The organism is Streptococcus pseudoporcinus LQ 940-04, assembly GCF_000188035.1.
Taxonomy (GTDB): Bacteria; Bacillota; Bacilli; order Lactobacillales; family Streptococcaceae; genus Streptococcus; species Streptococcus pseudoporcinus.
Window position 1 is genome coordinate 59,729 of the sequence record NZ_AEUY02000003.1, and the last position, 25,130, is coordinate 84,858.

Below are 25,130 nucleotides of genomic sequence, written 5' to 3' on the forward strand. Positions count from 1 at the left end.
TAAGCTATCCGAATTTTTAAGAATACAACCCCTCAAACCCCTACTTTGTGAAGGTTAGGAAAGGTTTAAGAAAGCGTCACCAGTTTTCAGAAATTAGTTGACATTCTTAATTTTAAGGAATAGAATAGCAAAGTAAAAAATATTTTAAGGAGAATTCAATTATGAGTCCTATTTTCGCATTAGCTATCGCCTGTATGGGTGTATCACTTGGTGAAGGTTTCTTAATGGCCAATCTTTTTAGAGCTGCATCTCGTCAACCGGAAATTATTGGTCAGTTGCGTTCGTTAATGATTATGGGTATTGCCTTTATTGAAGGTACTTTCTTCGTTACTCTTGCTATGGCATTTATCTTAAAATAAATTTTTTGATAAGAAATGAAGTAAATGATAACTATTTGTTTCTTTAATTAGTGACTTAATAGTTAGACTTACATTTAATGTCATTTAAAAGAATAAAGGAGGGTTTAAATTGGGAGAAGTAACTCCAACACTGACACTCGGTCCAGTAACTATTGATTTAACCCTACTAGTTATGTGTGTAATCACAATTGCTTTGGTTTTCTCTTTTGTTTATTTCGCAAGTCGAAACATGACTTTAAAACCAAAAGGGAAACAAACGGTTCTAGAATACTTGATTGATTTTATATCTGGTGTTACAGACGAACACGTTGAAAAGCAATTTAGAAATCAATACTCACTATTCTTTTTCTGTCTCTTCCTTTTTGTGATGGTGGCAAATAACTTAGGTTTGATGACTAAACTAGAAACAAGTCATCATATGAACCTTTGGACATCACCAACTGCTAATATTGGCTTTGACCTCTCTCTTTCAATTTTAATTTCATTGATTTGTCAATTTGAAGGGATTCGTCAAAGAGGTGTGAAAGCCTACATCAAACGCTTTTTCACACCCGGGATTATGAGCCCGATGAATATATTAGAAGAATTTACAAATGTTATTTCATTGGCACTTCGGTTATATGGGAATATCTTCGCTGGTGAGGTAGTAACTGGTTTGATATTAAGATTAATCGCAGCTAACACATTATGGTTTCCGGTTGCTTTTGTTTTAAATATCGTTTGGACTGCCTTTTCAATTTTTATTTCTTGTATCCAAGCGTATGTTTTCACTAAATTAACTTCGATGTATTTAGGTAAAAAAGTCAATGAAGAAGATGAATAGGAAAGGAGTACTGACATGGAATTAACAGTAGGTGAACTTATTGGGAATTTTATCCTAGTATCAGGTTCAGTACTTGTTTTGTATCTCCTTATCAAAAAGTTTGCGTGGGGAGCTATTAGCGGTATCTTAGAAGAACGTTCTGTAAAGATTGCTACTGATATCGATAAAGCAGAGGAAGCTCGTCAAAGTGCTGAAACATTAGCTCAAAAACGCGAATTAGAATTAGCTGGAGCAAAACAAGAAGCAAGTCAAATCATTACAGATGCTAAGGAATTAGGTCAAGTAAAAGGTGATCAAATCATTGCAGATGCATCTGAAGAAGCAAGCCGCTTAAAAACACAAGCCGAAGCTGACATTCAACAAAGTAAAACGGATGCCATTGCAAGTGTAAAAGCAGAGATGTCAGATTTATCAGTTCTTTTAGCTGAAAAAATCATGGGCTCAAACCTTGATAAGGACGCTCAAAGTCAGCTTATTGATACATATCTCGATGAGTTAGGAGATGCCTAATGACCAAAAAAGAACAGGCGCTTGTTGCACAGTACGCTAAAAGCCTTGTTGAGGTGGCTGTTGAGCACGAATATATCGAAGACGTTAAAAATAATATTTTAACCTTAATGACAGTTTTTGAGTCAACAGAACTTAATAGAAGCTTATCAAGTTTAGCTGTTCCGCAAGCTGAAAAGACGCAGTTAGTTAGGTTATTAAAGGATACTAGTTCAGTATATATCAACAATTTACTTGAACTAATTATCTTAAACCAGAGAGAAGCGTTTCTATTTGAGATTCTTAACTCTGCACTGAGAGAAATAGAACAAGTAACAAATGAATATGATGTTAAAGTCATATCAACAGTTCCTTTAAATGAGGAACAAAAATCTCGTGTCAAATCGCTTGTTACAAAGAAATTTGGTTTACAGACAGGTCGATTAGAAGAAATAATTGATGAATCCCTCATTGGTGGCTTTATTATCCAAGTTAATAATAAAGTTATTGATACTAGTATTCAGCAACAATTGCACGAATTTAAAATGAAATTAATATAGAAAGTGGTGTGACTTTTGGCAATTAATGCACAAGAAATTAGCGCTTTAATTAAAAAGCAAATTGAGAACTTCCAGCCAAATTTCGATGTCACAGAAACTGGAATCGTTACTTATATTGGTGACGGTATTGCACGAGCTCGTGGTTTAGATAATGCTATGAGTGGTGAACTTCTTGAATTTTCTAATGGCGCTTTTGGGATGGCTCAAAACCTAGAAACGAGTGATATTGGAATCATCATTCTCGGTGACTTTTCAACAATTCGTGAAGGTGATGTCGTTAAACGCACAGGAAAAATTATGGAGGTTCCAGTAGGTGAAGCTCTTATCGGACGTGTTGTAAACCCACTAGGACAACCTGTAGATGGTTTGGGAGATATTGCAACAACAGGCTTTAGACCAGTTGAAGCAGTTGCTCCAGGCGTAATGCAACGTAAATCTGTATCTGAACCCCTTCAAACCGGACTAAAAGCAATTGATGCTTTAGTTCCTATTGGACGTGGGCAACGGGAGTTAATCATCGGTGATAGACAAACTGGTAAAACAGCAGTTGCTATTGACACTATCTTGAACCAAAAAGGTCAAGATATGATTTGTATCTATGTTGCTATCGGGCAAAAAGAATCAACGGTTCGTACACAAGTAGAAACCTTACGTAAATATGGTGCTCTTGATTACACTATCGTTGTTACGGCCTCTGCTTCGCAACCTTCACCATTACTCTTTATAGCACCTTATGCTGGTGTGGCAATGGCTGAAGAGTTTATGTATCAAGGCAAACACGTTTTGATCGTCTATGATGATTTGTCAAAACAAGCAGTGGCTTATCGTGAACTTTCGCTATTACTTCGTCGCCCACCAGGCCGTGAGGCTTACCCAGGTGATGTCTTTTACTTACACAGTCGTTTGTTGGAACGTTCAGCCAAAGTTTCTGATGCTTTAGGTGGTGGTTCAATCACAGCACTACCATTTATTGAAACACAGGCGGGAGATATTTCTGCTTATATCGCAACAAATGTTATTTCAATTACTGATGGACAGATTTTCTTACAAGAAGATCTCTTTAACTCAGGGATTCGTCCAGCTATTGATGCCGGTTCTTCTGTTTCACGTGTTGGAGGATCAGCTCAGATTAAGGCTATGAAGAAGGTTGCGGGGACTCTACGTCTAGATTTGGCATCTTACCGTGAATTAGAAGCCTTTACTCAGTTTGGTTCTGATTTAGATGCTGCCACTCAAGCTAAACTTAATCGTGGTCGTCGAACAGTTGAAATCTTGAAACAACCCTTGCATAAACCACTTCCTGTAGAAAAACAAGTTGTCATTTTATATGCATTGACTCATGGCTTCTTAGATGATGTGCCTGTTAATGATATTCTTGCATTTGAAGAAGCTTTGTATGATTATTTTGATATGCATTACAGTGGCCTTTTTGAGACAATCCGTACAACAAATGATCTCCCAGATGAAAATGAACTAAAGGATGCTATTAAGGCATTTAAAGCTCAGTCACATTTTGAATAAGGAAGGGATGTAAGTATGGCAGGCTCTCTAAGTGAAATTAAAGCAAAGATTAATTCAACTGAGAAAACAAGTAAAATTACAAGTGCCATGCGGATGGTTTCTTCAGCAAAATTGGTCAAATCAGAACAAGCTGCGCGTGATTTTCAAATTTATTCATCAAAAATTCGTCAAATAACAACAGATTTTTTAAAGGCAGAATTAACTGGTGGAGGTTCCAATAACCCAATGTTGGTTTCCCGACCAGTTAAAAAAACGGGTTATATTGTCATTACCTCAGATAAAGGGTTAGTTGGTGGCTATAATTCTAAAATTTTAAAATCTATTATGGAGATGGTTGAAGAATACCATCAGGACGGTGATTATTCAATCATTTCGATTGGAAGTGTTGGTTCAGATTTTTTCAAAGCCAGAGGGATGAATGTCTCTTTTGAACTTCGTGGCTTAGCTGATCAGCCAACATTTGAAGAAGTATCTAAGATTATTTCACAATCTGTAGATATGTTTCAGCATGAAATTTTTGATGAATTGTATGTTTGTTATAATCATCATGTTAATAGTTTGACTAGCCAAGTTCGTGTTCAACAGATGCTACCAATTTCTGATTTGGTTGCCGATGAAGCAACTGAAGAAGGAGTTTTGGGATTTGAACTCGAACCTGATCGAGATAGCATTTTAAATCAATTATTACCTCAGTTTACTGAAAGCTTAATTTATGGGGCAATTATTGATGCCAAAACGGCAGAGCACGCTGCAGGCATGACAGCTATGCAGACAGCGACTGATAATGCGAAAAATGTTATTAATGATTTAACCATTCAATATAATCGTGCTCGTCAAGCAGCAATTACACAGGAAATTACTGAAATTGTAGCTGGAGCAAACGCATTAGAATAATCTTATTGTTCACTAGAATAGTAAACCTTAAGATTAGGCATGTCATTTTTACAAAAATTACTATAAAACATATCTCAATTTGAGATGATGTTTTCAAACTGACATAAGGAGAAATAAATGAGCTCAGGCAAAATTGCTCAGGTAGTTGGTCCAGTTGTTGACGTAGTGTTTGCAACTGGTGAGAAATTACCAGAGATTAATAATGCATTGATAGTTTATAAAGATAGCGATAAGAAACAAAAAATTGTTCTTGAAGTTGCCCTTGAACTTGGGGACGGAATGGTTCGAACAATCGCTATGGAATCAACTGATGGGCTTACTCGTGGATTGGAAGTTTTAGATACTGGCCGTGCTATTAGTGTACCGGTTGGTAAAGAGACTTTGGGACGGGTCTTTAATGTTCTTGGTGACACCATTGATTTGGAAAAACCATTTGCAGAAGATGCAGAACGTGAACCAATCCATAAGAAAGCACCAGCTTTCGATGAATTATCAACATCATCAGAAATTCTTGAAACAGGTATCAAGGTTATTGACTTACTTGCGCCTTATTTAAAAGGTGGTAAAGTTGGTTTATTCGGTGGTGCCGGAGTTGGTAAAACCGTATTAATTCAAGAGTTAATTCATAATATTGCGCAAGAACATGGTGGTATTTCTGTGTTTACTGGTGTAGGTGAAAGAACTCGTGAAGGAAATGACCTTTATTGGGAAATGAAAGAATCGGGTGTTATTGAAAAGACTGCCATGGTATTCGGTCAGATGAACGAGCCACCAGGTGCACGCATGCGTGTTGCTTTGACGGGTTTAACTATTGCTGAATATTTCCGTGATGTTGAAGGTCAAGACGTGTTATTATTCATCGATAATATCTTCCGTTTCACTCAAGCTGGTTCAGAAGTATCTGCCTTGCTAGGTCGTATGCCGTCTGCTGTTGGTTACCAACCAACGCTGGCTACTGAGATGGGTCAATTACAAGAACGTATCACTTCTACTAAAAAAGGGTCTGTTACCTCTATTCAGGCAATTTATGTGCCTGCTGATGACTACACTGACCCAGCTCCAGCAACAGCATTTGCTCATTTGGATTCAACGACTAACTTGGAACGTAAATTGACGCAAATGGGTATTTATCCTGCTGTAGATCCTCTAGCTTCAAGTTCACGTGCCTTAGCGCCCGAAATCGTTGGTGAAGAGCATTATGCGGTAGCAACAGAAGTTCAGCGTGTTTTACAACGCTACCGCGAGCTTCAAGATATTATTGCTATCTTAGGGATGGACGAACTATCTGATGATGAAAAAACACTGGTTGGACGTGCGCGTCGCATTCAATTCTTCCTTTCACAAAACTTTAATGTCGCTGAACAATTTACAGGTCAACCTGGTTCTTATGTTCCCGTGGCAGACACTGTGCGTAGCTTCAAAGAAATTTTAGATGGTAAATATGACCATATTCCGGAAGATGCTTTCCGTTCTGTAGGTCCAATTGAGGATGTTCTCGAAAAAGCTAAAAAAATGGGATATTAGTGAGGTTCTACTATGGCACATATGACAGTTCAAGTAGTAACACCTGACGGTATTAAATATGATCATCAGGTAAAATTTATCTCAGTAGCGACACCTGAGGGTGAGATGGGGATTCTCCCTAACCATATTAATATGATTGCACCCTTGGTTATTCATGAAATGAAAATTCGTCCTACCGACGATGTTGACAGTGTGGATTGGATAGCTGTAAACGGTGGCATTATTGAAGTAAAGGATAATGTTGTTACCATTGTAGCTGATTCTGCAGAACGCTCACGCGACATTGATGTTAGCCGTGCCGAACGTGCTAAAAAACGTGCCGAACGTGACATCGAAGAAGCAAAATCAAGTAAGGATATTAATCAAGCTCGTCGTGCTGAAATTGCCTTACAGCGTGCTTTGAATCGTATCAATGTGGGAAAGAAATAAAAACTGGCTCTAGTAATAGAGTCTTTTTTTATTTTGATTGAAATCCTATTCTTGTTACTGTTCTTTTGGTATAATATGGCTATGGAATATATCAATAATGTATTAAAATTAATCAGTCACTTACTGTTTATCGGTATTAGTTTTCAACTATTGATTAGTCTTTTTGACTGGTCTAAAATCATTTATCGCAGTCCGGAGAATATTGGTAAGTTAAAACTTTTTGTCTTTTTTCTAGCCATTGTCTTGGGCTATTTGGTTAGCCATTTTATTTTAGAGCTGATCCAAATGAGCCAAACACTCTTCTAATGCTTAGTTAAGGTCTGAAAATTAGAAATGTGATATAATTTTATATTATGAAGTCAAAGGAAATGGAGAAAAGCGTGGATAAAATTATTATTGAAGGTGGGGCAACAAGATTAGAAGGTGAAGTCATTATTGAAGGTGCTAAAAATGCGGTGCTCCCCTTGTTAGCGGCAACTATCCTACCATCAGAAGGAAAAACGATTTTACGTAATGTTCCCATTCTTTCAGATGTTTTTACCATGAACAATGTTGTACGTGGTCTCAATATTCCGGTAACATTTAATCAGGAAGCAAATGAAATCGTCGTAGATGCTTCTGGAGATATTTTGGATGAAGCACCGTATGAGTATGTTAGTCAAATGCGAGCTTCTATTGTTGTTTTAGGCCCGATTTTAGCCCGAAATGGTCATGCAAAGGTATCTATGCCAGGAGGTTGTACAATTGGTAGCCGTCCGATTGATTTGCATCTAAAAGGTTTAGAAGCTATGGGTGCAGAGATTAAACAAAGTAATGGGGATATCACAGCAAGTGCAACTCGACTCAAAGGTGCAACAATTTATATGGACTTTCCGTCAGTTGGAGCTACTCAAAATCTAATGATGGCGGCAACTTTAGCGGAGGGAACGACAACTATTGAAAATGCTGCGCGTGAACCAGAAATTGTTGATTTAGCTCAGCTCTTAAATAAAATGGGTGCTATTGTCAAAGGAGCTGGGACTGAAACGTTGATTATTAAAGGTGTGACTGAATTACACGGTGTTGAACATGATGTTGTTCAAGATCGGATTGAGGCAGGAACCTTTATGGTCGCAGCTGCTATGACCTCTGGGGATGTGCTTGTTAAAGATGCTGTTTGGGAGCACAATCGCCCTCTCATTTCCAAACTGAAAGAAATGGGGGTTGAGGTTACAGAAGAAGCAGAGGGTATTCGTGTTAAGTCTGATACTTCTAAACTAAAACCTGTAACAGTAAAAACCTTACCGCATCCCGGTTTCCCAACTGATATGCAAGCTCAATTCACAGCTTTAATGGCAGTTGTTAAGGGTGAATCAACCATGATAGAGACTGTTTTTGAAAATCGTTTCCAGCACTTAGAGGAAATGCGTCGTATGGGACTTCATTCAGAAGTTTTACGGGACACTGCGATAATTCATGGAGGTCACGATTTACAAGGTGCTCCGGTTATGTCTACTGACCTTCGTGCCTCTGCTGCTCTTATTTTGAGTGGTATGGTCGCTAAGGGAAAAACTACTGTGACAAAATTGTCGCACTTAGACCGTGGTTATTATCAATTTCATGAAAAATTGGCAAAATTGGGCGCAAAAATCGAACGTATAAGTGAGGACTAATAATGACGACTGGATGGAAATATGTTGCTAAGCAAGTTGGCTTACTGGCTCTAGTAGCAATCTTAGCCTGTTTATTTTTAGCTATTGGCTTGATGATTGGCTATAGCGTCTTTGGCGATGGTCAACATGCCTCATCAATTCTGTCAGTAGCCAAATGGGCAGAGTTAATTCATAAATTTGCTGGAAAGTAGGCCTAGCCTACTTTTTAACTGAGAGGAAAAATGTCCAAAAAACAGCTAAATATCCAAAAGCTCAATGGGATTCTGCTAGCTCTGCTCATTACTGGGGTAATAGCCTTACCGCAGAGCCGTCATCTTGCGTCTGATAACCCATTTCAGCAAGTATTACAGATTATTTCCGGTCAAGGGAAAACTCAAAAATACTCCAAAAATCCGACGAATCCTGATACACCTAGTTATCAGTTAGCTAGTTCAGTGCTTACGCAACAAGTGAAAAAACAATTAGGTCAGAAGATTGAGTGGAATGGTGCTGGTGCTTTTATCATTAACAATAATAGGACCGATTTGAAGGTAAAAGTTTCAAGTTTACCTTATGCCAATAATGACATCAAGCGAGTTGAGGGTAAGCAAGTGCCTTTCAGAGCGAATGCTTTATTAGCTAAATCAACAAGACAATACCGTAACCGCAATGAAACGGGGAATGGCTATACCTCTTGGAAGCCAGCGGGGTGGCATCAAATTCATGGCTTGTCAGGTGGATATGATCATGCTATTGATAGGGGGCATTTACTAGCTTATGCATTGATAGGTGGCCTAAAAGATTATGACGCTTCTACCAGCAATCCAAGTAACATTGCAGTACAAACGGCCTGGGCAAACCAAGCTTACCTCTCAGATTCAACAGGTCAAAATTATTATGAAACCTTAATACGAAAAGCACTAGATAGCGGTAAACGGGTTCGTTACAGAGTGACCTTGCTTTATGAGAAGAATAACCTTGTTTCTAGCGGTAGTCACTTAGAAGCAAAAGCTAATGATGGCAGTTTGGAATTTAATGTTTTTGTGCCAAATGTTCAAAAAGGTTTAAAGATTAACTATCAAACAGGACAAGTTAAGCGACACATGAATTAAAGAGCTAGCTGATTGGAATAGTGATCCGCTGGCTATAGGTAATTTTTATTGTCTTTTAAAAGCATTTTTGATAAAATAATCTTAATTGAATAGAAATCAGTGAGACTAGTAATTACAGGGAAATTATCAGGGACTGAGGGCCATAGACTGTAAGCCTTCTTGATGGAAATGTAAGGAATTCACTCACATATGATCACTAATTAAGGTCTGTTATGACAGATGAAATCGGATGGTACCGCGTGTCAACGCTCCGCTTATTTGGAGTTTTGGCACGCTTTTTTGTCCACTTAAAGAAGGGAAAACAATGGATTTACAAGAGCAATTAGAAGCATTACGCAACCAAACCTTAAATCAATTAAAAGAACTGACTGGCAATCACAGTAAAGAATTACAGGATTTAAAAGTTGCTGTTTTAGGGAAAAAAGGTTCTTTAACAGAGTTATTAAAAGGTCTGAAAGATTTATCAGCTGACATGCGTCCTTTAGTTGGAAAACAAGTTAATGAACTACGTGATGTATTAACAAGTGCCTTTGAAGAACAGGGAAGAATTGTTGAAGCTGCAAAAATTCAAGAAGAGCTTGATGCGCAAAGTATTGATGTCACACTTCCCGGCCGACAAATGACAATTGGTAACCGACATATCTTGACGCAGACCAGTGAAGAGATTGAAGATATCTTTTTAGGGATGGGATTTCAAATTGTTGACGGTTTTGAAGTTGAAAAAGATTACTATAATTTTGAAAGAATGAATCTACCGAAAGATCATCCCGCTCGTGACATGCAAGATACTTTCTATATTACAGATGACATTTTACTTAGGACTCATACAAGTCCTGTTCAAGCTCGTACACTTGATCAACATGACTTTTCAAAAGGTCCTCTTAAAATGATTTCACCTGGTCGTGTTTTCCGACGTGATACTGATGATGCGACTCATTCCCATCAATTCCACCAAATTGAAGGTCTTGTCGTTGGTAAAAATATATCAATGGGTGACTTAAAAGGCACTCTAGAAATGATTATCAAAAAGATGTTTGGTGAAGAACGAAAAATTCGTCTTCGTCCTTCCTATTTTCCTTTTACAGAGCCATCTGTTGAGGTTGATGTGTCTTGTTTCAAGTGCGGTGGAAAAGGTTGTAATGTCTGCAAGGGAACTGGCTGGATTGAGATTCTCGGGGCTGGAATGGTTCATCCGAGCGTCTTAGAGATGTCAGGTGTTGACGCTGAAACCTATTCTGGTTTTGCCTTTGGCCTTGGTCAAGAACGTATCGCTATGTTACGTTATGGAATCAATGATATCCGTGGATTCTATCAAGGCGACATGCGATTTTCTGAGCAATTTAAATAAAAAGAGTCTTCATTAAGGCGCGACAGAACTTTAGGGGAATAGCCATGCAGAAAGAATTATCCATTGATTTAGTAAAAGATGGAGAAGTTGCCATATTAAGAGATTTAGCAGTCCAAACCTTTACCGAAACCTTTGGTGGTCATAACACAGAACAACAATTACAAGAATTTTTTCAAGAAGCTTATAGCACTGAGATACTCGCTCAAGAATTAAAGAGTAATGAAAATCTAGTTTATTTTTTACGCCTGAATAGTGTTGTTATTGGTTACCTTAAAGTCAATTGGGGTAAGGATCAAACCGAGCATGAACTAGAAGACGCCTTTGAGATTCAGCGCATTTATATTTTGAATCAATACCAAGGGAGAGGTTTTGGAAACTATTTATTTAACTTTGCATTGGAAAAAGCTTATCAATCGGGTAAGGCTTGGGTCTGGCTTGGCGTTTGGGAAAAAAATCTAAAAGCTCAGTCCTTGTATAGCAAATATGGCTTTAAAAAATTTTCAGAACACTCATTTGCTGTAGGGGATCTGGTTGATACCGACTGGCTAATGAAGAAATCCTTGAAATAGAAAGAAAGAGAAGTATGTTAGTATCTTATAAATGGTTAAAAGAATTAGTTGACATTGATGTGACTTCAGCAGAATTGGCAGAAAAAATGTCAACAACTGGAATAGAAGTTGAGGGTGTAGAAGTTCCTTCAGCTGGTTTATCAAAATTAGTTGTTGGCCATGTTTTATCATGTCAAGATGTTCCAGAGACACACCTACATCTATGTCAGGTTGATACTGGTGACGATGAGCCTCGACAAATTGTTTGTGGTGCACCAAATGTGAAAGCTGGAATTAATGTTATTGTAGCCTTGCCGGGGGCAAGGATTGCCGATAATTACAAAATTAAAAAAGGCAAAATGAGAGGAATGGAATCATTAGGAATGATCTGTTCATTACAGGAATTAGGATTGCCAGATTCTATTATTCCAAAAGAATTTGCTGAAGGAATTCAGATTTTACCAGCTGATGCAAAGCCTGGTGACAGTATTTTCCCTTATTTAGACTTAGACGATCAAATCATTGAGTTATCAATCACACCTAATCGCGCGGATGCTCTATCAATGCGCGGAGTTGCTCATGAAGTAGCTGCTATTTATGGAAAAGAAGTTCACTTTCCAGAAAAAGAAGTGCATGAAAGTTCTAGAAAAGCTTCTGATATGATTTCTGTCGCTATTGAATCAGAGAACGTTCTTACTTACGCTAGTCGTGTGGTTGAAAACGTAACTATTGAACCCAGCCCACAATGGTTGCAAAATCTTTTAATGAATGCTGGAATTCGTCCCATCAATAACGTTGTAGATGTGACCAACTACGTTTTGCTTTATTTTGGTCAACCAATGCACGCTTTTGACTTGGATAAGTTTGCCAACCATTCTATTGTTGCTCGTCAAGCACGTGATGGTGAAACGTTAATCACTTTGGATGGTGAAGAACGTCAATTGATTTCCCAAGATATCGTTATAGCAGTTAATGACAAGCCCGTTGCCTTAGCAGGTGTGATGGGAGGAAAAGAAACAGAGATTGATTATGGCTCCACTAGGGTTGTTCTCGAAGCTGCTGTTTTTGATGGTAAGTCAATTCGTAAGACAAGTAGCCGACTTAACCTGCGTTCAGAAAGTTCATCTCGTTTTGAAAAAGGGGTTAATTATGATACGGTTCTTGAAGCACTTGATTTTGCTGCAGCTATGTTGCAAGAATTAGCACAGGGACAAGTACTTGCCGGACGTGTGCAAGCTGGCCAGTTACCAACTGACCCAGTTCAAGTTCTAACAACTTTGGATTATGTTAATGTTCGTCTCGGTACAGATTTAACCTATACAGATATTGAGAAAATTTTTGCTAAGTTAGGGTTTGGTCTAAGTGGTGATGCCTCATCCTTTACAGTTTCTGTTCCCCGTCGTCGCTGGGATATCAGTATTCAAGCAGACTTAGTGGAGGAAATCGCGCGTATTTATGGTTACGATAAGCTCCCCACAACTCTTCCGGAAGCTGGCGGAACTGCAGGTGAATTGACCGCAAGTCAAGCCTTACGTCGACGTGTGCGAACGATCGCCGAAGGGGCTGGGCTGACAGAAATAATTTCTTATGCTTTAACAACTCCAGAAAAAGCCCAAGCTTTTGCCATTCAACCAAGTAAGCTCACCGAGTTGATGTGGCCAATGACCATCGAAAGGTCAGCACTCCGCCAGAATATTGTATCTGGTATGTTGGATACGGTTGCTTATAACGTAGCGCGTAAACAAAAGAATCTAGCTATTTATGAAATTGGTAAGATCTTTGAGCAAGAGGGAGATCCTAAAAGAGATTTGCCTAATGAAATTGATACCTTTGCTTTTGCCCTCTCTGGTTTAGTTGCTGAGAAAGATTTTCAAACGCAAGCTCAACCTGTGGATTTCTTCTATGCTAAGGGGATTCTCGAGAGTTTATTTGATAAATTAGGGGTTAGGGTCCATTTTGTTGCTGAAAAAGAGATGGCAAGTATGCACCCTGGTCGAACAGCACGCCTGATCTTGAATAATCAAACTATTGGCTTTATCGGGCAGGTACATCCTCAAGTAGCTAGTGATTATGATATTCCTGAAACTTACGTAGCTGAACTAAACTTACAGATTATTGAAGAAAATATGAAGTCAAATCAAGTCTTCAACGAAATCAGTAAAGTACCAGCAGTGTCACGTGATATTGCCATATTAGTTGATGATAGCACAAGCCATCAAGACATCATAAGGATTATTGACAATCTCGGAATTAAGTATTTAGACACTATAAAATTGTTTGATATTTATGCTGGTGCGCACATTGAGCCAGGTAAAAAATCAATGGCCTATAGTTTAAGATTCCAAAATCCGCAAGATAGTTTACGTGATGAAGATGTAGCGAAATATATGGATAAGATTACGAATGCTCTGGTAAAAGAAGCAGGTGCACAAGTAAGGTAAAATAAAAAGAACAGGACATACCTTCTAAGCTTATAGGTATTTGATCTTGTTCTTTTTTTGGTATAATAAGGTCGTTTAAAGGAGGTAGAAAATGTATCAAACAGAAATAAGAGGAGATTATCTGTATCATACAAGATCAAAAGGCTATGGGGCAGGAGTGGAATTATTTGGGGTAACTGACGATGGGGAAACACCAATGAGTTTGCTCAATATAGCTTTAGCTTCCTGTGTTACCATGTGTATTCAGTCGTATTTTAAGATTTATGAAAAAGTGGATGAGCTACCTCTTAAAACAGAATCGCATTATGATGACCGTGTCTTTACTCTTACAGTTCATATGGGAGAGCAACTTAATCAAGTACAGCAAAATCAATTAATAGCTTTTATAAAAAAGAAATGCCGTGTTAGCAATCTTCTAGCCCCAGATGTAGCTATTAAAATTGGTTTCAAAACAGTCTTACACTAAGACTTAGACAAATAAAAAGAACTGGCTTAGGCGTGAAGTGACCCCAAAAAGTTAGACTAAAAATCTAACTTTTTGGGTGCACTTCATTAGGCGCTCAGTTCTTTTAATTTGTCTACAAGCTATTATAAGCTATTTCAAAGGTATTCCCGTGTTCAATATCACCATAGTGATAACCTTTGTCAAACCATCGTTGACGCTGTTCAGATGTGCCATGTGTGAAGCTATCTGGAACAGTTTTACCATAGGTTTCTTTTTGCAAGGTATCATCACCTACGGCATTTGCTGCCCTCATCGCTTCTTCAATATCTCCTTTATCAAGAAGTCCCTGATGTTGAACATAGTTAGCCCATGCTCCAGCATAATAATCGGCTTGCAACTCGAGCTGAACAGTCAGTTTATTGGCATCAGTTTGATTTTTACCTTTACGGGCATTTGTGTACTTTTCCATTATACCTAGTTCATTTTGCACATGGTGGCCAACTTCATGGGCAATAACGTATGCCATAGCAAAGTCACCAGCGGCACCATATTTTTCTGATAGCTCGTTATAGAAAGAAATGTCTAGGTAGACCTTGTTATCACCTGAACAGTAAAAGGGTCCTGAGGAAGCCTGCCCTTGTCCACAGGCTGTCGTAATAGAACCGGTATAGAGCACTAAGGTTGGTTTTTTATAAGTTTTACCACGTTTTTCAAATTCTTTTGTCCAAAAGTCTTCGGTGGAGGCAAAAACTTTACTAACAAACTGAACTTGTTGGTCGCTAGCTTTATCACCACTTGTTCGTGCTACTTTTGTAGATTGGTAGGGATTGTTGTTGTGAGTGGAGTGACCCCCATTGAGAATCCCAGTTAAGCCACCGGCTCCCATAACCAGCAAGAGAATTAAAAGAAGGAGTTTTGTTTTCCAGCCTCCCCGAGAAAAAAGGAGTTGTAGCAGTAAGCCTGCTCCGCTCCCTCCACCGGTATAGGAACCAGAACTTTCATTACGACGGTCTTCGACATGTTGACTTTCTCTAAGATCATCAGTTTTCATTTTGTTTTCTCCTCTTTTTAGTCATTGTAACTATTATAAAGTATTTTTATGAGAATTGCTTGAAAATAAGGTTGGAAGGCTTATTTTTACCTCAAAAATAGCCCTTAAATCGTTTTTATGATTTGATTTGTTATAATAGAAGAAAGCATTCAGGAAAACGAAGGGTCAAGATGAAATTACTTTATACAGATTTGCACTATTCTTTAACGGAACTTTTAGTTGCTCAGGCCGATAACTATGCCCAAGAAGGGTATCGTGTTTTTTATATCGCACCAAATTCTCTTTCATTTGAGAAAGAAAGAGATGTTTTAGAAGCTCTCAGGCAAGAAGCTTCATTTGCCATTACAGTAACTCGATTTGGCCAGTTGGCTCGCTATTTTACGCTAAATAAGGTTAAAACAAGTTTGCCAATTGATGATATGACTTTATCAATGATTTTTTACCGTGCTTTAGACCAATTAACAGCATCTGATTTAAAGCGTTATTATCATCTAAAGGGGGATTTAGCTTTTATACTGCAATTGATTGATTTATATAAAGAGCTTAAAGGGGCAAATATTGCAGTAACAGAACTTGAAATGGAAGACCCTGAAAAGAAGAATGATTTCATCTCAATTTTTCTTGCTGTTGAAGACTTAATGGCAAGATATCAGCTTGATGAGACAAGTTCTCTTGAACAGTTTTCTCAAGTCATAGCAAGCAGCCAAATAGATGACCAGCTTAGTCAGACCGTTCTTATTATTGACGGTTTTACTCGTTTCTCCACTGAAGAAGCTAATTTAGTTGCGCAACTAGATGCTAAATGTCGTCAGGTTGTCATTGGCACTTATCTTAGCCCAAAGGCTTATTCAAAGAACTTTACCGAAGGAAATATTTATCAAGCAAGTATTGATTTTTTTCGTGAACTTTCTCAAACTTATGGGGTTAAAGCACAGTATGTTAAGGGTCAGACAATATATCCTGAGAGTTTTCAAAAACTTACCAAGCTTTTAGAGGAGCATTTTGATTTTTCTGAATCAGAGAACCAGTTAAGTTCACAGGATAAAGAGTCCTTCCAAATTTGGCAAAGCCTCAATCAGAAAGATGAAATTGAGCATGTGGCAAAGAGCATCCGTCAGAAACTCTATGAAGGTTATCGTTATAAGGATATCCTTGTTCTATTAGGTGATCTTGAAAGTTACCAATTACAGATTGGTCAACTCTTTGACAAATACGAAATCCCTTATTATTTTGGTAAGGCAGAAGCCATGTCTCATCATCCTCTGGTGCAATTTATAGATGCACTTGAGCGTATTTATGGCTATAATTGGCGAAACGAGGATATCTTGTCCCTATTAAAAACAGGTTTATTTAGCCATGTTGAAGATTTTGATCTAGACCAATTTGAAGCCTATGTCCAATTTGCTGATATCAACGGTTCTCGCAAGTTTGCTAAACCCTTTTCTTTGAACCCGCTAGATCATCGCGACCGTCGCAAATTTGATCTTGAGATTATAAATAGGGTTCGAGAAGTTATTTATAGCCCACTAAGAGAATTATATAGTCAAAAAGAACAAACAGGCGCAAGCTTTTTGACAGGCTTGTTGAACTTTTTAAAGCAAGTTGAGTTGCCGGCAAAGCTTGAGCAGCTTAGCTATTCTCAAAATGAAAATGAGCAAGAAAAAGATTTGGAAGTCTGGAAAGTTTTTACCACTATTTTAGAGCAATTTCACCACATTTTCAAAGATGATATCATTAGTTTAGAACATGCTTTTAACCTTATTAAAATGGGAATGCAGGCAGCTAATTATCGGGTGGTGCCAGCAACTTTAGATGTCGTTACGATCAAATCCTATGACTTAGTTCAACCGCATAGTAAGGCCTTTGTCTATGCTATTGGGATGACTAGTGCCCATTTTCCAAAAGTTACTCTTAAGAAAAGTTTAATAAGTGATAAAGAACGTGCTTTAACCAATCAAAAATTATCTTCTTTCCAGCGATTTGAAGTCGCTAGCCATGAAACAACTAAAAAGAATCATTTTATGGCACTTTCGCTTTTTAATTCTGCAAATCAAGAATTAGTGCTTAGTGTCCCAATGCAATTAAACGAGGTATCAGTAGAGCTATCCCCTTATATTTCCTTACTGCTAGATTTTGGCATTCCTTTACTTGAAAAAGGAAAAAGCCAATTTTCTGCTATGGAGACTGACATTGGAAATTATAAATCACTTTTATCTCAAGTGATTGAACTAAATACTAGACAGATAGAACTCAGCTCAGAAGAGGAAAATTTTTGGACGGTTATGTTACGTTATCTTAAAGGACGTTTGGCGAAAGAAGACTTGGTATTGCCTCAAGTTAAAAAACATTTACAAACTAAACCTCTATCACAAGAAGTCATTCAAACCCGATTTCCGCAAGAAAAACCTATCCATTTATCTCATTCAGCCTTAACCGTTTTTTATGATAATCAGTATAAATATTTTCTACAATATATTTTAGGTTTGCAAGAAATGGAGTCGATCCATCCAGATGCACGTCAACATGGAACTTATTTACACCGTGTGTTTGAACGTGTAATGGCAGATGCTACAGATCTAGCTTTTGATGATAAAGTTAAAAGGGCAATTGAACAGACAAATCAAGAATCAAGTTTCAAATATTTTTACCAAGATGACGCGCAAGGACGCTATAGTCTTCACCTTTTAGAAGGAATTGCCAAAGCGACTGCAGATATTTTTAAGACCCATCAAAATGTTCATGTCTTAGCGCAGGAAGAAAAGTTTCAGTTGCCAATTAAGGACAAGTTAATAATTAAGGGAACGATAGATCGGATTGATCAGCTGGTTGATCAGAGTGTAGGCATAGTAGATTATAAGTCAAGTGCTAGTGCTTTTGATTTGTCCCTCTTTTTCAATGGTTTAAACTCGCAGTTGCCTACTTATTTGTCAGCTCTAAAAAGGCACTATCAAAATCATATTCCTATTTTTGGTGCGATGTATTTGCATATGCAAGAGCCAACACTTGATTTGGCAAGCTATCCAGAGTTGGATAGTAAACTATTGAAAGACCACTATAAAGAGCTCACCTATAAAGGTATTTTTATGGAAAGTGAAAAAGAGTATTTAGCTTCTGGGGCCTACCATATTACCAACAATACTTTCACTGAAGAAGAAGTGGCTGTCTTGTTAGCCTATAACGAGTGGTTATATTTAAGAGCTGAAGAAAAAATTCGTCAGGGGCATTTTCTCATTAATCCTTACACTAAGGACGGCAAATCCGTTCAGGGGGATCAATTGAAGGCCATAACTGGCTTTGAGGCTGATTTGGATTTCGGACAAGCAAGGTCCTTAGTAACTGTTTTTGGAAAAAACAAAAAAGAAACGTTATTAGAATTAATGAAAGACAGACAGGAAGGTAACCAGTAATATGATCTTTCCACAATTTTTAAGTGACAAGGACATTAAGAAACTACAAGAAAAAGAAGCTGAATCTAATAAAGCACAAAAACGAACGCCTGAGCAAATTGAAGCAATCTATTGTAATGGACAGAATATCCTAGTTTCTGCATCAGCTGGTTCAGGGAAAACTTTTGTTATGGTTGAACGGATTATTGATAAGGTCATGCGTGGTATTGCCATTGATGAAATGTTCATATCTACTTTTACAGTCAAAGCCGCTACGGAGCTAAAAGAACGCCTGGAAAAGAGATTCTTAGCCTTGATCAAAGAAAGCAGCGATGCCGAATGGAAGGCTTATTTGAATCAGCAATTACAAGGAATTTCTCAAGCAGATATTGGTACCATGGACGCCTTTACCCAAAAGCTCTTGTCCCAATATAGCTACACCTTAGGTATCTCACCAAAGTTTCGAATCATGCAGGATAAGTCGGAACAAGATATCCTCAAAAACAGAATTTATGAATCAATTTTTGCTAACTATATGGATTCAAAAGAGAGTTTGACCTTTATGAAAACAGTCAAAAATTTCTCTGGACATCGAAAAGATTCTAAAGGGTTTCGAGCAATTGTCTATAAGATTTATGAGTTTAGCCAATCGACCGAAGATCCTTTGGAATGGTTAGAGAAAACTTTTCTAAAGGCCAGTAACAGTTATACTGATTTTGGTAGTTTGCCAGATACTGATATAGAAGCTTTGCTCCAAAGCATGCAAAGAACAGCAACTAGTTTACGTGATCTGACAGAATTAGAAGATTACGGACAACTGACAAAAGCAGGAAAACCTAGTGCTAAATACCAAAAGCATCTACAGATGATCCAATTACTGCAAGAATGGTCCCTCCACTTTGACACTTACTATGGCAAAGAACAGATTAGTCAATTAGCTAGAGATGTTTTGGCACTTTTGCCAACTGGTGATGCTGTGACGATCAATAAGCGAAAATATAGTGTTTTTAAAGACTTACAAGCGCGCCTAAAAGATGTGCAACATTTGGAAACTATTTTTACTTTTCAAGCAGAAACCTTACCATTATTAAAACTTTTACAAGCTTTTGTCCTTGATTTCAGCAAAGCTTATTTAAAAGCAAAAATAGAAGAGAATGCTTTTGAATTTTCTGATGTTGCTCATTTTGCCATTGCTATATTGGAAAATAATCCTGAGATTCAAGTGTCTTATCAGAACAAATATCATGAAGTTATGGTTGATGAGTATCAGGACAATAACCATATTCAAGAAAAACTCTTGGAATTATTGTCAAATGGTCACAATCGTTTTATGGTAGGAGATATTAAACAGTCAATCTACCGTTTTAGACAAGCAGATCCGCTTATTTTTAACCAAAAGTTTAAAGATTATCAAGAAAACCCGGAAAATGGCAGACTGATTCTATTGAAAGAGAATTTCCGGAGTCAGTCAGAAGTCTTGGCGGTCACCAATGCAGTATTTTCTCATTTAATGGACGAAGCAGTTGGCGATATTCTTTATGATACTAGCCATCGTTTATTACCTGGTAGTTCTCGTCAAGAAGAAAGCTTCCCAGAAAATAGGTGTCAACTGTTACTATACAATACCGACAGTCAAGATCAGAGTCAGCAGCCAGATTCTAGTGAGATGCTTAGTGATAATCAAGTCTCACCTGGTGAGGTCAAAATTGTTGCTAAAGAAATTATTCGTCTTCATAATGACGAGCAAGTAGCTTTTTCGGATATTACGCTCTTGGTTTCGTCTCGAACGCGAAATGATAATATCTTGCGAACCTTTAATCGTTTGGGGATTCCCTTAGTGTCTGATGGTGGCCTAGATCATTATCTGCAATCAGTAGAAATAATGGTCATGCTAGATACCTTGAGGACGATTAATAATCCTCTTAATGATTATGCCCTTGTGGCCTTACTTAAATCCCCAATGTTTGCCTTTGATGAGGACCAGTTAGCACGAATAGCTTTACAGGAATCTAGGCAAGACAAAGTGGAAAGTTTCTATGAGAAGATTCAAAACGCTTTATCCAAGAAAGGTCTTTATCCAGACTTAGTAACCAACGACTTACAAGAGAGTCTAATAAGATTTGACAAGATTTTAAAGCAATGGCGACTTTTTGCGAAGAAGAATAGTTTGTATGATTTAATTTGGAAAATCTATAATGATCGTTTTTACTTTGATTATGTGGCTACCAGTCCTAAGGCAGAACAGGCGCAAGCTAACCTATATGCTCTAGCATTAAGGGCCAGTCAATTTGAAAAGACAGGTTATAGAGGTTTGTCGCGCTTTATCTCCATGATCGATAGGATTTTAGAAACGGAAAATGACCTGGCTGATGTTGATATTGTTCAGGCTAAAGATGCTGTCAATTTGATGACGATTCATAAATCGAAGGGGTTAGAATTCAAGTATGTATTTATATTAAACTGTGATAAAAAGTTTAGTTTTAAGGATTTATACGCGCCAGCTATTCTTGACCGTCAGCAGGGGATAGGTATTAAATATTTAGCTGATTTTAAAACTCTTTTGGATGCAGAGCAATTATCAAGCTTAAAGGTTACTTTAGAAACGCTTCCTTATCAGATGAATAGAAAAGCCTTGAAGCGAGCTACTCTTTCAGAGCAGATGCGCCTGCTTTACGTTGCGATGACTAGGGCGGAAAAGAAGCTATATTTGATTGGTAAGGGAAGTCAAGAGAAGTTAGCTGATAAGTATGATGGGCAAAGAGAAGGAAATCATTTGCCTAGGACAGTGCGTGAAAATCTCCAAAGTTTCCAAGATTGGTTTTTAGCTATTCGAGAAAGTTTTGCCCAAGAAGAACTTTATTTTGATCTCCGTTTTGAAAGTGATAGTGATTTAGGAGATGACGCTATTGGCCAATTAGTCGTAAAAGAGGTTTTAGATCCTGATAATTTGGCCCATAATAGACAATCTGACCATATTGCGCGTGCTTTAGATATGTTAGAAAAAGTTAATCAGTTAAACCAGTCTTATCATGCAGCTATTCATTTACCAACAGTTCAAACACCGAGTCAGCTTAAAGACTTTTATCAGCCAATTATGGACTCTGAAGGAGTTGCTGTTATAGAAAAAAGCCGACCTTTGAGTCAAGCATCGTTTGTCTTACCAAATTTTAGTGAAAATCTTACTATTGATGCTAGCCAAATTGGATCAAGCTTACATGAATTGATGCAAAAAATCACGATTTCAGAAAGAGTGACACAAGAAAGTGTTCGAAAGGCTTTGACCCTGGTTAATGCTAGTGAGTCCCTTAAAGCTAAGCTGGATCTTGACAAGATTATTCAGTTCTTCAACCAGACTGCCCTTGGTCAACTAATCTGTAATCACCATCAGAAGCTCCATCGTGAAGCGCCGTTTGCTATGCTCAAAAAGGACATGCTTAGTCAAGAAAAGTTTGTGGTTCGTGGCATTATTGATGGTTACTTGCTGTTTAAGGATAAAATTATTCTCTTTGATTACAAGACTGATAAATATCACCAGGCAAGTGAGCTAGAGAGAAGGTATGCAGGTCAACTAGCCTTATATGCAGAAGCTTTGTCACAAGCTTATAATATTGACACTGTCGAAAAGTATCTTGTTTTATTGGGAGGAGAAGATCTAGAAGTGATTTCTGTCTTGTAAGGTTTCTTTTGCTTTTAAACTAATTTTAAAGGCCTAAATGGTATCTTAATGAGAAAGTAATAGTTGACCAAATTGAAAGAGAAGTAAAAGTATTACTAAATCTTATTGACAATTTTTCAAAAGTCATGTAATATGTTAAAGAACGTGTAAATGTTACAATATCTTGAGGAGGTGAAACATATGTCAAAAACAGTAGTACGTAAAAACGAATCATTGGATGATGCTCTTCGTCGTTTCAAACGTTCTGTTACTAAAGCTGGAACTCTTCAAGAATCACGTAAACGTGAATTCTACGAAAAACCTTCTGTAAAACGTAAACGCAAATCAGAAGCAGCTCGTAAACGTAAAAAATTCTAATTTTAGATAAAAAGAGGCTGGGACAAAAGTCTAAGCTCAAATATAAAAAGCGAACAAGACAGTATTCTGAGTATCAGAAAATGAGTTTTGTTCGCTTTTTGGGTTTCATTTATCAATTGGAAAAATTAATGGCAGGGAATCTCAAAAATTAATATCTTTTTGTCCCAGACTCTTTTGACTTTAAGAGGACATTAAAAAAGAAGTTGGAAACCAACTTCTTCAGGATTATGATTTGCTTGCAAGTAAGTCGCGAATTTGAACGAGGAGTTCTTCTTGAGTAGGACCAGCAATAACTTCTTCCTCTTCTTTTTTTCTGAAGGTCATTGCCTTGTTAGCAGCCTTAACAACGAAGAATAGAGTTGTACCAATGATTAGGAAGTTGATAACTGCAGCGATGAAACTTCCATATTTAACACCGTTCCATGCAAGTTCTGCAATGTTTGAAACACCAGCAGCCTTAAGAACAGGATTCAAAATCAGTGGTGTAATGACATCAGCCACTAATGAATCAATGATTGCTTTAAAAGCAGCCCCAATAACGACAGCAACAGCTAGATCTAAGACATTGCCTTTAAATAAAAATTCTTTTAACTCTTTAATCATGAGAATTCCCCTTTTTTTTAATAACTTAATCATATCACAGTTTTCATATAAAAGACAGCAATTGTGTTCAATTTTAAAAATTTACAAAAAAGCTGCTAGGTGATATAATAAACTGTAAAAATACAATGGGTTTTTTCTGGGGAGGTGACAGTTTGGCTATAGACAAAGAAAAGATTTCCCAGATTAAAAATGCTGTCAATATTGTTGATGTCATTGGTGAAGTTGTTAGTCTTTCTCGTTCGGGGAGACATTATTTGGGCTTGTGTCCTTTTCATAAAGAGAAGACACCATCATTTAATGTTATTGAGGACCGACAATTTTTTCACTGTTTTGGTTGTGGTCGTTCAGGCGATGTTTTTAAATTCATTGAAGAATATCGGCAAGTTCCTTTTTTAGAGAGCGTTAGTATTCTTGCTGAAAAGAGTGGTATTGCTTTAGATGTTCCTAAACCTCAAAATCAGTCGCCAAAAAAGAAAAGTCATCAAGAACTTATTGATTTACATCAAGATGCTCAGAAATTTTACCAAGCTGTTCTAAAAACCACAAAAATAGGGCAAGAAGCTCGAAACTATTTATACCAGCGTGGCTTAGACGATAATCTGATTGAGCATTTTAATATTGGATTAGCTCCAGCTGAACCGAATTACCTTTATCAGGCACTTTCCAAAAAATACCCAGAGGAGATCTTAACAACATCTGGACTATTTAATCTATCTGAATCGTCTAACACCCTATATGATGCTTTTCGTAATCGTATTATGTTTCCTTTGACAGATGATCGCGGTCAGACTATTGCTTTTTCTGGTCGAATTTGGACTAAAGAGGATCAAGGTAATAAACTAGCTAAATATAAAAATTCGCGAGCGACACTACTTTTTAATAAGTCCTATGAATTTTACCATTTAGACAAGGCTAAGCCAGTTATTGCCAAAAAACATGAAGTTTTTTTAATGGAAGGTTTTATGGATGTCATCGCAGCCTATAAAGCAGGTTGTGAAAATGCTATCGCTTCAATGGGGACAGCTTTAACTCAGGAGCATATTAATCATTTGAAACCACTAACTAAAAAAGTGATTTTAACTTATGATGGTGACGATGCTGGTCAGAATGCTATTGCTAAGTCTATAGATTTATTATCTGATTTTCAAGTTGAAATTGTTCTTATCCCGAACAAGATGGATCCAGATGAATTTGTCCAAAAGCATTCAGCAGAAGAATTAGCTCATTTATTAGAACACTCAAGGATTAGTGACGTTGAATTTTTCATTAGGTACTTAAAGCCAGAAAATACAGATAATTTACAAGCTCAAATTGCTTATGTGGAAGAGATTGCCAGGATTATTGCTAAAGCCCCTTCAATAACAGCTCAGAATTCGTATATTCATAAAGTGGCTGATAGTTTACCTGATTTTGACTACTTGCAGGTGGAACAGACAGTCAATACTTACCGAGTTCAAGATCGGCAAAGACGTCAAGTACAGATAACTCCATCGGAAGCGCCTATTATGACTCTGCCGGTTACCAAAAATATTACGGCCTTGGTGAGAACAGAAAATCAGCTTTTACACCGCTTAATTCATCATGAGTATTTGCTTAATGAATTTAGACTAAAAGATAATTTTTATTTTGACACACCGGCTCTACAGGAATTATTTCTTGTTTTAAAGGCAAATGGAGAAATCAGCCCACTTGATTTAGCCAATCTATCGGAAGACGTTAACCAAGCTTATTATCGTGTTTTAGAAGAACATTTACCTGAGGAAGTGACTGAAAGTGAAATTAGTGATATTTTAAGAAAGCGTGACAAATTACTGAGGGAAAGAGATATCCATAAGCAAGGAAAACAAGTACGAGAATCCAGTAATAATGGAGACCACCAACTAGCCTTAGAAGTTTTAGAAAATCTCATTGCACAGAAAAGGAAAATGGAATAGAG

The 25,130-nt window shown here is 37.4% G+C and carries 22 protein-coding genes; 20 read left to right on the forward strand and 2 right to left on the reverse strand.

Annotated features, from left to right (window positions below; all coding sequences use genetic code 11):
* The first annotated feature begins 161 nt into the window (after positions 1 to 161).
* The 16 genes from STRPS_RS00590 (at position 162) to STRPS_RS00665 (ending at position 14,142) form a co-directional block, all read left to right on the forward strand.
* Positions 162 to 359, forward strand: coding sequence for a F0F1 ATP synthase subunit C (locus STRPS_RS00590; protein ID WP_003085112.1), 198 nt, complete (start codon positions 162 to 164; stop codon positions 357 to 359).
* 109 nt (positions 360 to 468) lie between these two features.
* Positions 469 to 1,182 carry a F0F1 ATP synthase subunit A gene (atpB, locus tag STRPS_RS00595; RefSeq protein WP_007894291.1) on the forward strand — a complete coding sequence of 238 codons (714 nt, stop codon included), beginning with the start codon at positions 469 to 471 and terminating at the stop codon, positions 1,180 to 1,182.
* Between the two features lie 15 nt (positions 1,183 to 1,197).
* Positions 1,198 to 1,692 (forward strand): F0F1 ATP synthase subunit B, encoded by a 495-nt coding sequence (gene atpF, locus STRPS_RS00600; protein ID WP_007894109.1) that lies wholly within the window; start codon positions 1,198 to 1,200, stop codon positions 1,690 to 1,692.
* Entirely contained in the window at positions 1,692 to 2,228 is a 537-nt protein-coding gene (locus tag STRPS_RS00605; protein WP_007894165.1) for a F0F1 ATP synthase subunit delta, read from the forward strand. Before atpF ends, STRPS_RS00605 begins: the two co-directional genes overlap by 1 nt.
* A gap of 15 nt (positions 2,229 to 2,243) precedes the next feature.
* Positions 2,244 to 3,749, forward strand: a complete 1,506-nt coding sequence (gene atpA, locus STRPS_RS00610; protein ID WP_007894375.1) for a F0F1 ATP synthase subunit alpha — start codon at positions 2,244 to 2,246, stop codon at positions 3,747 to 3,749.
* A gap of 15 nt (positions 3,750 to 3,764) precedes the next feature.
* Positions 3,765 to 4,643: a F0F1 ATP synthase subunit gamma gene (locus STRPS_RS00615; RefSeq protein ID WP_007894114.1), complete on the forward strand. Its 879-nt coding sequence runs from the start codon at positions 3,765 to 3,767 to the stop codon at positions 4,641 to 4,643.
* Positions 4,644 to 4,760: 117 nt separating this feature from the next.
* Positions 4,761 to 6,167: a F0F1 ATP synthase subunit beta gene (atpD, locus tag STRPS_RS00620; RefSeq protein WP_007894308.1), complete on the forward strand. Its 1,407-nt coding sequence runs from the start codon at positions 4,761 to 4,763 to the stop codon at positions 6,165 to 6,167.
* Between the two features lie 12 nt (positions 6,168 to 6,179).
* Positions 6,180 to 6,596 (forward strand): F0F1 ATP synthase subunit epsilon, encoded by a 417-nt coding sequence (locus STRPS_RS00625; protein WP_007894322.1) that lies wholly within the window; start codon positions 6,180 to 6,182, stop codon positions 6,594 to 6,596.
* 81 nt (positions 6,597 to 6,677) lie between these two features.
* The gene (locus STRPS_RS00630) at positions 6,678 to 6,902 is read left to right on the forward strand and encodes a DUF1146 family protein (protein WP_037598858.1); all 225 of its coding nucleotides are present in this window, start codon (positions 6,678 to 6,680) and stop codon (positions 6,900 to 6,902) included.
* Between the two features lie 74 nt (positions 6,903 to 6,976).
* A complete protein-coding gene (gene murA, locus STRPS_RS00635) occupies positions 6,977 to 8,248 on the forward strand; it encodes a UDP-N-acetylglucosamine 1-carboxyvinyltransferase (RefSeq protein WP_007894157.1) in 1,272 nt (423 codons plus the stop codon).
* Complete coding sequence (locus tag STRPS_RS00640) at positions 8,248 to 8,439, forward strand: DNA-directed RNA polymerase subunit beta (protein ID WP_176602246.1); 192 nt, start codon at positions 8,248 to 8,250, stop codon at positions 8,437 to 8,439. Before murA ends, STRPS_RS00640 begins: the two co-directional genes overlap by 1 nt.
* Positions 8,440 to 8,469: 30 nt before the next feature.
* The gene (locus STRPS_RS00645; RefSeq protein WP_007894365.1) at positions 8,470 to 9,339 is read left to right on the forward strand and encodes a DNA/RNA non-specific endonuclease; all 870 of its coding nucleotides are present in this window, start codon (positions 8,470 to 8,472) and stop codon (positions 9,337 to 9,339) included.
* A gap of 304 nt (positions 9,340 to 9,643) precedes the next feature.
* Complete coding sequence (gene pheS / locus STRPS_RS00650; RefSeq protein WP_007894315.1) at positions 9,644 to 10,687, forward strand: phenylalanine--tRNA ligase subunit alpha; 1,044 nt, start codon at positions 9,644 to 9,646, stop codon at positions 10,685 to 10,687.
* Between the two features lie 44 nt (positions 10,688 to 10,731).
* Positions 10,732 to 11,256, forward strand: coding sequence for a GNAT family N-acetyltransferase (locus STRPS_RS00655; protein ID WP_007894116.1), 525 nt, complete (start codon positions 10,732 to 10,734; stop codon positions 11,254 to 11,256).
* Between the two features lie 14 nt (positions 11,257 to 11,270).
* The gene (gene pheT / locus STRPS_RS00660; RefSeq protein ID WP_007895982.1) at positions 11,271 to 13,676 is read left to right on the forward strand and encodes a phenylalanine--tRNA ligase subunit beta; all 2,406 of its coding nucleotides are present in this window, start codon (positions 11,271 to 11,273) and stop codon (positions 13,674 to 13,676) included.
* 91 nt (positions 13,677 to 13,767) lie between these two features.
* On the forward strand, positions 13,768 to 14,142 hold the full coding sequence (locus STRPS_RS00665; protein ID WP_007894293.1) for an OsmC family protein: 375 nt from the start codon (positions 13,768 to 13,770) through the stop codon (positions 14,140 to 14,142).
* A gap of 112 nt (positions 14,143 to 14,254) precedes the next feature.
* Here the strand turns inward: STRPS_RS00665 and ypfJ are convergent, their stop codons facing one another.
* The gene (ypfJ, locus tag STRPS_RS00670) at positions 14,255 to 15,172 is read right to left on the reverse strand and encodes a KPN_02809 family neutral zinc metallopeptidase (RefSeq protein WP_007894266.1); all 918 of its coding nucleotides are present in this window, start codon (positions 15,170 to 15,172) and stop codon (positions 14,255 to 14,257) included.
* A 170-nt stretch (positions 15,173 to 15,342) separates the two neighbouring features.
* Between ypfJ and rexB the strand changes: the two genes are divergently transcribed.
* From rexB to rpsU, 3 genes are all read left to right on the forward strand, one after another.
* Positions 15,343 to 18,579, forward strand: coding sequence for an ATP-dependent nuclease subunit B (gene rexB / locus STRPS_RS00675; protein ID WP_007894286.1), 3,237 nt, complete (start codon positions 15,343 to 15,345; stop codon positions 18,577 to 18,579).
* A 1-nt stretch (position 18,580) separates the two neighbouring features.
* The gene (gene addA, locus STRPS_RS00680) at positions 18,581 to 22,234 is read left to right on the forward strand and encodes a helicase-exonuclease AddAB subunit AddA (protein ID WP_007894147.1); all 3,654 of its coding nucleotides are present in this window, start codon (positions 18,581 to 18,583) and stop codon (positions 22,232 to 22,234) included.
* A gap of 180 nt (positions 22,235 to 22,414) precedes the next feature.
* Positions 22,415 to 22,591 (forward strand): 30S ribosomal protein S21, encoded by a 177-nt coding sequence (gene rpsU, locus STRPS_RS00685; protein WP_000048058.1) that lies wholly within the window; start codon positions 22,415 to 22,417, stop codon positions 22,589 to 22,591.
* A 225-nt stretch (positions 22,592 to 22,816) separates the two neighbouring features.
* On the opposite strand, the gene mscL is transcribed toward rpsU, so the two are convergent.
* Positions 22,817 to 23,194, reverse strand: a complete 378-nt coding sequence (mscL, locus tag STRPS_RS00690) for a large conductance mechanosensitive channel protein MscL (protein ID WP_007894068.1) — start codon at positions 23,192 to 23,194, stop codon at positions 22,817 to 22,819.
* Between the two features lie 125 nt (positions 23,195 to 23,319).
* Between mscL and dnaG the strand changes: the two genes are divergently transcribed.
* Positions 23,320 to 25,128, forward strand: coding sequence for a DNA primase (gene dnaG / locus STRPS_RS00695; RefSeq protein ID WP_007894277.1), 1,809 nt, complete (start codon positions 23,320 to 23,322; stop codon positions 25,126 to 25,128).
* The last annotated feature ends 2 nt before the right edge of the window (positions 25,129 to 25,130 follow it).